At 41.8% G+C, this 13713-nt stretch carries 13 protein-coding genes; 6 read left to right on the top strand and 7 right to left on the bottom strand.

Translation table 11 applies throughout. The features are described 5' to 3' along the window. Positions 1-51 precede the first annotated feature (51 nt). Positions 52-2721, bottom strand: a complete 2670-nt coding sequence (locus G3T18_RS04920) for an ankyrin repeat domain-containing protein (RefSeq protein ID WP_224409419.1) — start codon at positions 2719-2721, stop codon at positions 52-54. 381 nt (positions 2722-3102) lie between these two features. Here G3T18_RS04920 and G3T18_RS04915 point away from each other — a divergent pair, with 381 nt between their 5' ends. Beyond that, positions 3103-3846 (top strand): LmeA family phospholipid-binding protein, encoded by a 744-nt coding sequence (locus G3T18_RS04915; protein ID WP_224409418.1) that lies wholly within the window; start codon positions 3103-3105, stop codon positions 3844-3846. A gap of 60 nt (positions 3847-3906) precedes the next feature. Here the strand turns inward: G3T18_RS04915 and G3T18_RS04910 are convergent, their stop codons facing one another. Continuing rightward, the gene (locus G3T18_RS04910; RefSeq protein ID WP_224409417.1) at positions 3907-5808 is read right to left on the bottom strand and encodes a serine/threonine protein kinase; all 1902 of its coding nucleotides are present in this window, start codon (positions 5806-5808) and stop codon (positions 3907-3909) included. Between the two features lie 194 nt (positions 5809-6002). Here G3T18_RS04910 and G3T18_RS04905 point away from each other — a divergent pair, with 194 nt between their 5' ends. Continuing rightward, positions 6003-6404, top strand: coding sequence for a hypothetical protein (locus tag G3T18_RS04905; protein ID WP_224409416.1), 402 nt, complete (start codon positions 6003-6005; stop codon positions 6402-6404). Between the two features lie 122 nt (positions 6405-6526). Beyond that, positions 6527-7576 (top strand): CAF17-like 4Fe-4S cluster assembly/insertion protein YgfZ, encoded by a 1050-nt coding sequence (gene ygfZ / locus G3T18_RS04900; protein WP_224409415.1) that lies wholly within the window; start codon positions 6527-6529, stop codon positions 7574-7576. Between the two features lie 140 nt (positions 7577-7716). On the opposite strand, the gene G3T18_RS04895 is transcribed toward ygfZ, so the two are convergent. The 3 genes from G3T18_RS04895 to G3T18_RS04885 form a co-directional block, all read right to left on the bottom strand. After that, positions 7717-7914 carry a hypothetical protein gene (locus tag G3T18_RS04895; RefSeq protein WP_224409414.1) on the bottom strand — a complete coding sequence of 66 codons (198 nt, stop codon included), beginning with the start codon at positions 7912-7914 and terminating at the stop codon, positions 7717-7719. 206 nt (positions 7915-8120) lie between these two features. Further along, positions 8121-9101, bottom strand: coding sequence for a cysteine synthase A (locus G3T18_RS04890; protein ID WP_224409413.1), 981 nt, complete (start codon positions 9099-9101; stop codon positions 8121-8123). A gap of 100 nt (positions 9102-9201) precedes the next feature. After that, entirely contained in the window at positions 9202-9840 is a 639-nt protein-coding gene (locus G3T18_RS04885) for a peroxiredoxin (protein WP_224409412.1), read from the bottom strand. A gap of 298 nt (positions 9841-10138) precedes the next feature. On the opposite strand from G3T18_RS04885, the gene G3T18_RS04880 reads away from it, so the two are divergent. From G3T18_RS04880 to G3T18_RS04870, 3 genes are all read left to right on the top strand, one after another. Then, complete coding sequence (locus G3T18_RS04880) at positions 10139-10423, top strand: hypothetical protein (RefSeq protein WP_224409411.1); 285 nt, start codon at positions 10139-10141, stop codon at positions 10421-10423. A gap of 126 nt (positions 10424-10549) precedes the next feature. Continuing rightward, complete coding sequence (locus G3T18_RS04875; protein ID WP_224409410.1) at positions 10550-11032, top strand: flavin reductase family protein; 483 nt, start codon at positions 10550-10552, stop codon at positions 11030-11032. Between the two features lie 44 nt (positions 11033-11076). Further along, a complete protein-coding gene (locus tag G3T18_RS04870; protein WP_224409409.1) occupies positions 11077-11430 on the top strand; it encodes a phenylpyruvate tautomerase MIF-related protein in 354 nt (117 codons plus the stop codon). Between the two features lie 83 nt (positions 11431-11513). Here G3T18_RS04870 and G3T18_RS04865 read toward each other — a convergent pair whose 3' ends face one another. Then, positions 11514-12494: a pentapeptide repeat-containing protein gene (locus G3T18_RS04865; RefSeq protein WP_224409408.1), complete on the bottom strand. Its 981-nt coding sequence runs from the start codon at positions 12492-12494 to the stop codon at positions 11514-11516. Between the two features lie 99 nt (positions 12495-12593). Beyond that, positions 12594-13713 (bottom strand): pentapeptide repeat-containing protein (locus G3T18_RS04860; protein ID WP_224409407.1); only part of this gene is annotated, 1120 nt, incomplete at its 5' end.

The following is a 13713-nucleotide window of genomic DNA, read 5'->3' as shown; positions in this document are numbered from 1 at the left end:
TTGAAATGAAAAAGCTATCTGTGGGGCAACCACAGGGGGATTGCCCCTACTTTAATCCCACCAGAAATAGAGGCGATCGCTCTCGACTAAGTTTTCTGCAAGCTGCTCGAGGGAACCACAGCCTTGATCGACAAGATCGGGGCAAAAATCATACATCGATGCTGCTAAACCCTCTGGATCTTGAATCGGAGTTAAAAATCTTCCTGCAAGGAGATCGTCACGGATGCAAGTGATGATGAAAGGTTGCTCTGCTTCGAGATTTTTCAGCCATTCTACGACGTAACCGGGACCGATACCGTAATTGCAACCGTTGGTTTGGTGTAAGGCGATCGCGTCATATTTATCTGTAGTAGGTAAAATTCCCAGTTTTTCCGGACCCTCTCCAAAGCAATATTGAGGTTCATAAACAAAGTATCCCTTGGTTAAAAATTCGCGCTGGATGGCTTCGGTATCGATGTCTTGACGACGTTTAGTTTGGACGTGAAGCCGAAACCAACCGGGAAAATCTTCGCTACCCGTCGGTTTACTACCACAAATCTCGGCTAGTTCGTTGACTGCTTCTTGATAGTCTGGATTTTGGGCTGCTGCGGAAAAATCGGGCTGCGGTAAATCTGCACCCCAGCGTCGGGCTTCCTCTTCAGGATCTTCATCAGCTTCGGTTTCAGAAGATTCCTCGAACTCGCTCAAGTTAGTTCCAGTATACTCGCGCAGAAATGCTAAAACCTTTTCTGTTGCCCAATATACGGCTGTATTACCATAACGATCGCGTACAGCCAAACTTGCTCCGGAATTTAGCAAAGCTTGCAGCAAGCGTAATTGTCCATTTCTTGCAGCTTCGATTAATGGAGTCGTATCACAATCGGGTAAATTAGGATTAGCACCTGCTTGTAAAAGTGCTTGAACAACTGCGAGAATTTGGTCTTCAGGTAAAGGTTGCAGTTCCCAACAGCCACCATCGCGATATTCTAGCATTCCACCACTAGGAGCGTTTTTATCAACTTCAACGTAATGACTTGCACCCGCAGCGAGAGCGATCGCTGTTTCACCATCTTGAGAAACAGCATTAACCTCGGCTCCCCGCGCGAGCAAAAGCTCAACTAAACTTAAACTTCCCACTGCGGCTGCATTCATCAAAGCAGTTCTACCACGAGAATTTGTCTGAGTAAAATCGGCATTTTCCCGCAGCAAAAATTCAGCAATTTCCACAGCACCTTTTTCGCAAGCCAAAAGCAAAGGTGTATTCCCCGAAATTTCCGCCAGATTAACATCTGCACCTGCGGCTATTAACGCCTGAACTATAGCGAAATGGTTGTTTTCGGCTGCCAAAGTTAACGCCGTGTAGTTTGCCTGATCTTGGTAATTAGGATTAGCACCCGCTTCTAATAACGATTCCACAATCTCCGTATGTCCAGCTTTGGCGGCTTCTATGAGGGCTGTACGTCCAAAGATGTAACCCATACTTATCCATGATTCTTGAGAGTTTCTTAACACCCATTCTGGTATCGGTTCGTCATCTGGAGTACGATCTGTCATCTGGGGATCTGCTCCGGCGGCTAGCAAAACTTGGACAATCGGTAAATGTCCAGTCATAGCCGCTAAAATTAAAGCAGTTTTTCCTTTTGTCCGCCGACGAGTATCTCGCGCATTCACCTCTGCACCTCGATCGAGGCAATCTCGAACCATAGCAACATCGCCATTTTCAGCCGCGAGTAAAAGCTTTTCCTCCAGTGTAAACCGAGTTTCCGTGACCCCAAATTGCCGTAGAACCGCCAAAACATGGGGATATTCGTTTCGTAATGCCCAATCAAAAGCAGACATTCCTGCACTATCTTTGCGATGAGGGTCGGCTCCCGCCGCTAATAAGATAGCTAAAGCTGCGGCATGACCGCAACGAGCCGCAATAATCGCCGGAAAAGTATCCACAGCACGATCCGGTTCTAATTTGTCTTGCTGTTGTTGTTCGTTGGAGATAGTTTCGATTTGAGCGAGTTCGCTTTCAATTTCAGCGACGATCGCGTTCGGTAGTGCTTCATTCTCCTCAAATCCTTCTAGGGATTGCATCATCTGTCCAAAAGCTTCCATTGCTTCAAAGGCGGCTTTCAGGCTAGATCCGGCTTGTTGCTTGATTTCGATTGAATTCAACGTAATCTCTGGGATCTTGGTATTAACATCTGCCCCGGCGCTAATTAAGCTCTGAATAATTTCTGGAGAACCTTGAGCCGAGGCGATACCAATGGGTGGAGTAGGGTGGAAAGGAGGTGTAAGATTGAGATCGGCTCCGGCGGCAAGCAGTTTACGAACAATTTCTGTATGTCCGTGCGCGATCGCATCAATCAAAGGTGTACTAATAGTGCTTCCTGCATCTACGTCGGCTCCAGCCTCAATCAGTAATTCGACAATTTCTGTCATACCGTCACCTGCTGCTACCCGAATTGGTGTCCCCAAACCAGTAGAAACATTCACATCCGCTCCTTTGTTAATCAAGACACGAACTGCTTCCACCCTTCCTGTACCAATTACCCAAACCAAAGAATAAATCAGTTCTGGGTCTTCTGCACCTGCTTCAATCAAAGCACATTTGATCTCGTCAGAGCCGTGAGGTACGAGTTGATAAGCGCTCTTGTCTCCTTGACGAGCATTGGGATTTGCTCCCGCAGCCAGTAACTCTTCCACTCGCGGTAAATCTTTCGCCGCGATCGCAGCAAACAGTTGCTCATCCATCAGCCATTTTTCCCCCGATCTAACTAAATTTTAGAATGCCAATTCTAGTTTAAACTACATACTGTACTTCAATTTGTAATCTAAAAAACAAAACTGCTCCAGCAAGTTCGTAGTCAGGACTTCAGTCCTGCTCAAGCAAGTTCGTAGTCAGGACTTCAGTCCTGCTCAAGCAAGTTCGTAGTCAGGACTTCAGTCCTGCTCAAGCAAGTTCGTAGTCAGGACTTCAGTCCTGCTCAAGCAAGTTCGTAGTCAGTACTAAAGTCCTGCTCAAGCAAGTTCGTAGTCAGGACTTCAGTCCTGCTCAAAAATACCTACTCTGGGACAGATATTTTTTGCCTAGCTTTTTTCTACATTTAAAATGTTGCAACTCAGGTAAATAATATGGTTCCAGGAATAGATAATTTAGGAGAACAAGCGTTGAATAAAATCGCTGAAGTAGCACTTTCTACCCAATTAGATGAAGCAGACAATTTAGAGGTTGAGGTAAAAACAGATCCAGGAAAATTAGCTCAAGGTGAACTAGAATCTTTAGCCATTGATGGTGAAGGACTGGTAATGCAAGAAGATTTGCGGATGCAAAAAATGCAAATCCAAATGAATAGTATTGCTGTTAATCCGATGAAGGCTTTGATGGGAAATATCGAATTAACCAAACCTACAGAAGGAAAAGCTCAAATTGTTTTAACTGAAGAAGATATCAATCGTGCTTTTAACTCAGAAATCCTCAGCGATCGAATGCAGAATTTACAAATTGAATTAGATAAGGAAAGGGTAACAATTGATACAGAAAGAGTTGATTGTCATCTGCTAGCTGATGGGAAAATTGCTATTGATGCAGAAATTAAAGTACAGCAAACGGGCGAAAATAAGCAAGTTTCTTTCCAAACTACACCTCATGTTTCAACCGATGGGAGAGCAGTTGTGTTAGCAGAGGTAGAGTATCAAGAAGGTAAAGAACTTTCGCCAGAATTAACTAAAGCTTTGTTAGCAAAAGCCAGAGAAATTTTAACTTTAAGCAATTTTGAAATGGAAGGAATTTCCTTGCGAATTCAGCAATTAGAAGTGAATTCAGGAAAATTAATTTTACAAGCTGTTGCTAATGTAACTCAGTTTCCTTCTAATTAATAATAATAAGCAAGATTCAGCGATCGCGAGAAAGATTTAATAATATTCAAAATGGGGAAATTACTCTTCTGATGAAGGCGAAGTTGGTTCGGGAACGATAATTTCCGGCTGTTCTGGCTTCTCAGTTTTCGGTAATTCCAAGGGTTCAGTATTCGGTGGTTCGGGTGACTCAACTTCCGGTACTTCCACCGATGGCGGTTTCGGTGACTCACTCGGACTTGGTTGTGGGGGTGGTGGTTCTTTTTCCGCCTCAGCTTGACGTTTTTTGGCTTCGGCAGCTAGTTGTTGAAATTGTTCTCGCCAGTAGCGGTTGTCTGGTAAGTCGCTATTAGCATAAGCAATGACATCATCCCATTGACTGGCATCAAAAGCTTGTAAAGCTTCATTATATTTAGCTTCAGCTTGTGACCATTGACTGCGCCAATTACGAATAGCCGCTTGAGCATCATTATAAGCCGAACTGGTTCGCCCAATTGAATTTGCTTGCGCGATCGCTGCTTCTAAATTTCCTTGTTGATATTTCTCAGTTGCTGCGGCTAATTGTCTCGGTCCGTTGTCAACAGGTTTAGGTTTTGGAGTTACTTGGGGTTTAGGTGAAGGTGAAGGTGAAGGTGAAGGTGAGGGTGTCGGGGAAACGACTTCCGGAGGTTGACTAACTGCATCACAATCAATATATTGTTCGCTGTTATATACCCAACCAGAAACAGGATCGTTAATTTCTACCCAAGCATTTTCTTGTACACCTGTCAAAGCAAGAACTGTTCCTCTCTCAACCACATCGACAACCGTTCCGCCAGGACTAGAACGCACATTTAAACCACTAACTGTAACTGTACAACTTCTTTGTTCTCCCAAAGTTGTCGGTTCTTGACGCAAAGCAAAAGCAATACCAATTCCTAAAGCCAAGATAGCAGCGATCGCACTCCCAAACAAAAATACAGGTAAGTTATCTGGTTCCGGGCTAGGCGGAGAAGTTGGGCGAGGAGAAGGCGAAGGGCGAGGAGTTGGTTGCTGAGGTGAATTACCACCTCCCACAGCTACAGTACGTTGTTCCGATAAAGGCGGTGTTGCTGGTTTTGGCGTTGGTGGTGGAGGTGCAGAAAGTTCCGGCGATGGAGGATAATCTAAAGGTGGAGTAGCCGGAATAAGCGGCTGAAGTGCAGCTAAAACTTCTCTCGCCGAAGCAAAACGTTCTCGGAAATGGTAAAGTACCATTTGATTTAAAATTGTGGCTAATTCCGGACTAATGTCTGCAAGATGCTGCCAGAGAATTTCGCCAGTTTTCGTATCGTAACGGAAATTAACTGGTTTAACCCCACTCAAAGCTTGAAGACAAATAATACCCAGAGAATAAATATCGCTACTGTGACGCGGTTGTCCTCTACCTTGTTCGCTAGGCATATAACCAGGAGTACCCACCACTACAGTAGGATTAAGCGGACCTTTAGCGATCGCTGTTTGATTACTAACTTGCTTCACCGAACCAAAATCTACCAAAAATAACTTTTTCTCCTGGCGGTTACGCAGCAAATTCTCTGGTTTGACGTCTCGATGAATAACACCCTGAGAATGGACAAACTCTAAAATCGGCAAAACTTCCAGCAATAGTTGTATTACCCAACTTTCCTGCCAAGGTTTACCTGGAACCAACTCGGCTGCTAAAGTATGTCCATCAATATAATCTTGTACCAGGTAAAATTCCTCGTCTTCTTCAAAATAAGCTAAAAGTCGGGGAATTTGAGGATGGTCGCCCAAAGTTTCCAGGGTTTCTGCTTCACTATTAAATAAGCGCCTTGCGACAGCTAACGTTTCCGGGTCGCGACTCGCAGGTTTAAGATGTTTAACAACACAAACCGGATTACCCGGTCGTCGGGTATCTTGGGCTATGTAAGTCTCGCCAAATCCACCCCCACTCAAAACTTGGACAACCTGATAACGCCCGTCTAGTAGCTTACCAATCATAAGAACATCGGTTTATGTTTCTAACTTTTAATCTTTACACACTTGTGGGGGGACTGGGGATTAGGGACTGGGGATTAGGGATTGGGATGAGGATGACAAGGAGTATAAACTGATAATTGGTAAATGCGGCTACCTGCTAACTGTTCACTGATAACTGAATTCCCAGTCCCCAATTACTAACCGCTAACTAAACTATGAAACCAACATTTAAAGATATCCAAGCTTGGGAACAAGCCCAACTCTTGATGCAACCAGCATATATTAGAGTCGTCGATAACCTTCGCAAACAGTTAGAAAAAGGCAACTGGAAAGGTAACTACGAAAAAACTGAAACACCACTTCCTGGCGATCGCCTCATTTTAACTCACAAAGATTGTACTGTAACAGTGGATCTTTGGAGTCTTTGTTTTCAAATCTGTTTTCGCAATTACAATCGAGATTTATTATATGTTGCTGAAGAAGACACTTCTGCCACTAGCGAAGTTGAAATTGATACTAATTTAATTGACGAAACTGGAGATGTAGACTGGGAAAAATTAGAAGCCAAAACCAAACAAACTATTGAAACTTTATTTGCTAATCTCCCTTCAAACTAAAAAATGCTTGCCAGAAAGAAAAACTTATCTAAATGCTAAATTAAGGATAAACTAAGCAATCTAAGTTCAATCATCCGCGTTGATCTGCGTTCATCTGTGGTTCCTATCCTGAAATTTCAACTATGACCCCAAAATTAACAGAAATACAAACTCAAGCAGGAGCAATCTTTACTGAAGATTCTAGCACGCCAACCAGTTTTGGTAACGATCGCGAAGCTTTCCAAGCTGCCACCGAGGGTGTTGCCTTGTGCGATCGCTCTCACTGGGGCATAATTGAAGTTAGCGACAGCGATCGTTTAACTTTCCTCCACAATCAAACTACTAACGACATCAAATCACTTCAACCAGGACAAGGCTGCGAAACAATTTTTGTTAACTCAACCGCACGCACAATTGATTTAGCTACAGTTTACACCACCGAAGATAGCGCTTTACTCTTAATTTCTCCCGGTCAATCAGAAAAAATCATGTCCTGGTTAGACCGCTATCTTTTCCCCATGGATCGCGTAAAATTAGCCAATCTCTCCGCCCAATATGCTATTTTTAGCTTAATTGGTTCCGCCAGCGAGCAAATTTTAACCAAACTAAACATGGAAGCCATAATTGGTCAACCAAACGCCACTCATCAACTTTTTCAAGATGTGCGCCTTGCTGTTGGTAGTGGTTTAGCAATTCCCGGTTACACTTTCATTATTCCTCTTGACAAAGCAGCAGAAATATGGTCAAGAATTGCGGCTGCGGGAGCAATTCCCATAGGCGAAAATGTCTGGGAAAAACTGCGTGTCTGGCAAGGAAGACCAACACCAAATCGAGAACTTACCGAAGATTATAACCCCCTCGAAGCAGGTTTGTGGCAAGCAATTTCTTTTACCAAAGGTTGTTACATTGGTCAAGAAACAATTGCGCGTTTAAATACTTACAAAGGTGTCAAACAACAACTTCGAGGAATTCGACTAGCCGCCCCCGTAGAACCAGGAACAATTATCACAGTTAACGGCGAAAAAGTTGGCACTTTAACCAGCTATGCCGACACTCCCGAAGGCGCATTTGGTTTAGCTTACGTGCGAACAAAAGCAGGTAGTGTAGGTTTAAAACTTGAGGTAGGAAACACAACGGGAGAATTAGTTGATGTACCTTTCTTAACCCACGAATATTATCAACCAGAAAAGTAAAAATTCTCAGTCTCAATTGTCATTTAGAAGACGTAGCCATGCTACGCCTTTTTCTTGGCAATCTTGCACTTATGGGGTAACAAGCAGGTTGAAACCTAAACTGGTAGTTTGTTTAGTCATTCTGGGGAGTTTTCTAATAACTAGCATCCACCATGCCTATTCAGTCTACCCCGATGGGTTCCGCCGTGATTTCCACCATAGTGGTTTGGCATCACAGTATCGGTAACATTTTGGTTGCTATAATCGTGAGAATTGAGGCGACCCCAGGCGATCGCTGGTACGGCTGAGAGAGCGATCGCTGTTACTAAAACTGCACCAATCATCGAATTGAGTTTCATAGCGTCCTCCTCATTGGTTGAGTATTTATACTTTTATTCTAGCTTTCTCATTTTTGGCTCATTGCTTTGATTACAGTTTTTTACAAAGCTTCATCAGAATGTGATGTAGAGTAACATTTATTCATATGTTGTCCTTGAAAATCTTTCTCACTACTTCAGATTAAATACGTCATAGCTTAACTGATAACTGGTAACCGATCGCTGATTTAAACTTCTGGTGGTAAAAGACCTTTTTCAGCTAACCATTCCCGATTGTACAACCTAGATTGATACCTACTGCCACCATCACAAAGAACAGTTACAATTGTTTGACCTGGACCCATTTCTTTAGCCAAAGCATAAGCAGCACCGACATTAATTCCGACCGAACCCCCCATAAACAAACCATCTTTTTCTAATAACTGATAAACCACCCTCAGACATTCTTGGTCATCAACTTGAATCGCATCATCAATCGGTACCCCTTCCATATTAGCAGTAATCCGACTGTTGCCAATTCCTTCAGTAATCGAACTACCTTCAGGATTAATTTCCCCAGTTTTCACATAACTATAAAGTCCGCTACCCATTGGATCGGCGACAATACATTTAAGATCGGGATTCTTTTCTTTCAAAAACATAGCTACACCAGCATAAGTTCCACCCGTACCAGTTGCAGCGACCCAAGCATTTATAGTACCATCAGTTTGCGCCCAAATTTCGGGTCCTGTAGTCTCATAATGTGCTTGTCGATTAGCTAAATTATCAAACTGATTTGCCCAAATTGCATTATTCATTTCTTCAGCTAAACGCCCAGAAACCTTGACATAATTATTAGGGTCGCGATATGGTACGGCTGGTACAGTACGCACTTCAGCCCCTAGGGTTTTCAGCATATCGATTTTTTCCTGAGACTGAGTTTCCGGAATAATTATCAAACATTTGTAACCTTTCGCGTTGCAAATGTGGGCTAAACCAATTCCGGTATTCCCAGCAGTTCCTTCTACTACAGTACCTCCTGGTTTCAGCAAGCCTTTTTTTTCTGCATCTTCAATAATATACAAAGCCGCACGGTCTTTTACCGACCCTCCGGGATTGAGAAATTCTGCTTTCCCTAAAATTTCGCATCCTGTTTCCTCACTAAAGCTATTTAAGCGAATTAAAGGTGTATTGCCAACTGTATCAACGAAACCGTTTTTAATATCCATTATGTCTGCTAAATCTGATGTTTTTGCTAGTTAAACTAAGTAGGGTGAGCAAAATAATGCCCACCCTACAATTACCACATCTATGCGTTAACCATACCTCTTATTTGTTTGGTTGAGGTGTCATCCGCAAGTAAGGTTTTACTTCTTCGTATCCTTTGGGGAAACGTTCTTTTAACTCTTGAGGATCTTTAATCGAAGGAACAATCACGCAATCACCGCCATCTGTCCAGTTAACTGGAGTAGCAACTTTGTAGTTGTCGGTTAATTGGAGAGAATCAATTACCCGCAAAATTTCGTCAAAGTTACGCCCAGTGCTAGCCGGATAGGTGATGACTAAGCGCAGTTTTTTGCTAGGATCGATGATGAAGACGGAACGAACTGTTAAGCTATTGTCCGCGTTGGGGTGGATCATGTCGTAAAGATCGGAAACCTTGCGGTCTGGGTCTGCCAAGATGGGATAGTTGACAGTAGTATTCTGGGTTTCTTCTATATCTTTGATCCAACCTTGATGAGATTCGGTATCATCAACGCTGAGTGCTAGGGTTTTGACGTTACGCTTGTCAAATTCTGACTTGAGTTTAGCAACCATTCCTAATTCGGTGGTGCAAACTGGGGTGTAGTCAGCCGGGTGAGAAAAGAGAACTACCCAGCTATCTCCAGCCCACTCGTGAAAGGAAATTTCGCCCATGCTAGAAGCTTGAGTAAAATCTGGTACGGTATCGCCTAATCGCAGTGCCATAATTTAGAATCTCCACATAGCAGCAATTTTCGATCTTGCCACAAAAATACGTTTTTCCGATCGGATTTTAGACGTTTATAATATTTCTAGACAATTTGAGAGGTTGGGCGCGATCGTTTCTTCGCGTTTCTTTACGTTAGAGCAACACTGTGGTTAAATCTTTTTTCAGTCCCAGCCCATTAGCTAGACAAATAAGTTTCAATAGTTATTAAAGGGAGAAACTATACCAAAAAAAGCTGAAGTCCGTAAATCAACTTCCTGGCTTTGGTGTTGAATTAGCAAACAAGACGAACCGGACATGAACCGACCTTCTCAATTAACTAAACTCATTTGGGATTTCTATCGAGAGAACCAAAAAGAACTGCGACAGCTAAAAATCCTGGGTAAATGTAAAGTTTTCCGAAGTTGGCGAGTTTTGCATATCCGTTGTTTTAGTGAAGATGTCGCTGAAGGAGTTCTCTCAAATCGTGACTTACTCGTCGAACCAGTTGCGCAACTGCGACTAGCGAACAAAATTAAAATCTCTCTCAAAAAAAGAGCGATCGCCACTTTTCCCGTTAACTCAGACAAACTTTTTGCTTGATCTCATCCAGCAGTGGAAACTAAAATCCCACCAGATGACAATCTCCCCTCCACACTCTCCCTCCTAGGGATAATCGAATAATTGCGTAAAGATTGGTAAACTAACATCAAATCGATAGGAGAACTTATGCTAGACGAACAAGCGAAAAAAACCATGCTCCGAAAAATCCCCCACGGACTTTACATCTGCGGGGTTAAAGATGGCGACGAAATGAACGGTTTTACCCTCAGTTGGTTAACCCAGTCCTCGTTTAAACCGCCACTGGTAGTAGCTTGTGTCAAGCAAGATTCCGGTTCCCATGCCATGATTAAAAACACTGCTTTATTCAGCGTTTCCTTCCTCGACAGCGAACAAAAAGATATGGCAGCAAAGTTCTTTCAGCCCAAGCGTCGCGTTGGTGATAAATTAGAAGATGTAGAATTTTACCCAGGTGCAGAAACAGGCTGCCCAATTATTAAAGATTCTCTCGGTTATATCGAATGTAAAGTTGTCGATCGCATCGAAAAAGGCGACCATACTGTATTTGTTGCTGAAGTTATCGGTTCGGGCGTACACCGCGAAGGTTCTCAATTATTACTAGAAACGACAGGTTGGAACTATGGCGGCTAAATCTCTAAACATCTCTTAGCTATTAACTTCAAAGTGAGAAAAATATGCCACTAATCAAAGTACAATCTTCAGTTGAAGCCCAAGAAAAAGCCTTAGTTGAAGGACTACTTAAAACCCTTTCCGCTAAACTAGCAAAACATCTCGGAAAACCGGAATCTTACGTTATGACAGCCTTTGAATCAGGCGTACCAATGACTTTTGCCGGAACTATCGAACCAACCTGTTTTGTCGAAGTAAAAAGTATTGGCAAAATGACACCAGCCCAAACAGAAGCTATGAGTCAAGATTTTTGCCAGCAAATTACTGAAAAACTCGGCGTACCAATTAATCGCATCTATATTGAATTCAACGATGCCGAAAGACATATGTGGGGCTGGAATGGCGCAACCTTTGCTTAATAACTAACTTCAAAAAACACATTCCCCCACCTCGGGGGAATTTTTGTTTGTCTAAGTATTAATTTATTAAACATCTTTTTTCCTTACTCATGAATTGTTCCATCCGGCATAATTGCCCCTGTTAGTTTTGCTTGATCGAAAATTGCTCCACCTAAATTTGCTCCTTTAAAGTTTGCTTTTTCTAAGTTAGCTTGTGTAAAATTTACTCCTCGAAGATCGGCTAAACTTAGATTAGCTTCATTTAATTTTGAAACACACAAAGTTGCACCACAAAGTTTTGCTTCACTCAAGTCCACTCCGGCTAAGTTTCTTTGAAGAACTACACCAACTAAATTGGTTTTTCTCAAGATTGCACCGCTTAAATTTACCCTTCCAAATGTAGCTCTTTTCAAATTTGCCTCACTTAAATCGGCTGCGGTTAAATTAGCTTCCAAGTTTGCCTCTGTTAAATTGGTATTACTAAGGTTAGCAGCAGTTAAATTAGCACCAATTAGGTTTGCTTTACTTAAATTTGCTCTACTAAGATTCGTTTGTAAAAGTTTCGCAGTTCGTAAATTTGCCTTGGTTAAATCAGCACTAATTAAGTTAGCATCACTAAAGTCGCAGTTTGTTAAATCTGCTGAACTTAAATTTGCTTGTTGTAAATTAGTATCTATAAAATTTCCCCCAGATAAATTAGCACCACTGAGATTAATTCCAGCTAAATTAAGCCCAGAAAAATCTCTTTCTCCCTTATTGTATCGCTGCACTAATTCTTCAGCAGAAATGGCAGGTTTTTCAATTGTTTCATCATCTGCGTAGAAGCCGACTAACAACAAAATTCGCTCAACTTGCAATTCCTCGTCACTAAAATAGTTGACTTTTTCCGGAATTTGTGTATTTAATTCAGGAATTTGGTTACTCGCTCCCTCATCACTTTCTCTAGATTCGCCGTTAATTTTTTCAGTTAACTTTTCTACTTGGCGTTTCAGTTTTACTAAGTATTTTTTAAGCAAATTATGCTCTTTTTCCAACTTAGCAATTCTTACGTTTACATCTATTTGAGGTATTGGTGATTCATTCATTAGTTTATACCTAATAATAATGAGATAAATTGACTAAAAATTATTCAAGGATATGACTGTAAAACTCAGACTAAACAAAGCAATTTCTGTCCACTTCATCTACTCATGAATTGTTCCATCGGGCATAATTGCTCCTGTTAGTTTTGCACCTAGTAAAATAGTACCACCTAGTTTAGCTTCTGTTAGGTTTGCACCAGTTAAATCTGCTCTATTGAAGTTAGCTGCACGCAAATCTGCTTTAGTAAAATCAACTCCCCGTAAATCTGCACCACAAAGAGATGCTCCTCGCAAGTCTGCCTCTTGTAAATCTGCTCCACTTAAATTTATTTCTTTTAAGATTACACCAACTAAATTGGCTTTTTGTAGTGAGCTAGCAGGCGCAATTAAATAAGCACCTGTTTTGGTAATATCGAAGTTGGGAGGAAACAAAGTTTCTTTGTTGTAAAGAGCTTGATTGAGATTTGCTTTCTCCAAATTAGCTATACCAAAAGTGGTATTAAATAATCTTGCTTTAGTTAAATTGGCTCCACGTAAGTTAGCTCCGCTTAAATCTGCTTTCCATAAATTAGCTTCGCTAAGAGTAGCTTTGGTTAAATTTGCTTTGGCTAATATTGCACATTGTAATTGCGCTTTATTCAGGTTGGCATTTTCAAGATTTGCCTCCTTCATTGTTGCTGGATAATAACCTTTGCGACTACGATGGTTAGTAGTTACTCCACTCAAGTCGGCTCCTTTTAAATTTGCACCATCGAGATTAAGCGAGTCTATCAAACAACGACTTAACCTTGCTTGTGCTAAATTAGCTTTGCTGAAGTTAACATCGAGCCATTCTTCAGTTAAATTTATTCCCGCTAAATTAAGCCCAGAAAAATCTTTTTGTCCCTGGTTTTTTCGCTGCTTAAATTCTTCAGCAGAAATGGCAGGTTTTTCAATTTTTTCTTCGTCTGCGTAAAAGCCGAGTAATAACAAAATCCGCTCAACTTGGAATTCTTCGTCACTAAGACGGTTGACAAACTCCGGGGTTTGTGTATCTAATTTGGGAGTAGCGGATAAGCGATCGCCACTTTCCCCCTCGACGTGATTGTTAAATTTTTCTGTTAATTCTTCTAATTCGTGCTTAAGCTTTAGTAAATATTTCTTAAAAGAATTATGTTGTCTTTCTAATTGCCTAATTCGAGCGACTAAAATTGTTGGTTCGACGGGAAAATCAGTCATAAAT

Source organism: Oscillatoria salina IIICB1 (assembly GCF_020144665.1).
GTDB lineage: Bacteria > Cyanobacteriota > Cyanobacteriia > Cyanobacteriales > SIO1D9 > IIICB1.
This window is presented reverse-complemented; position numbering and strand designations above follow the sequence as displayed.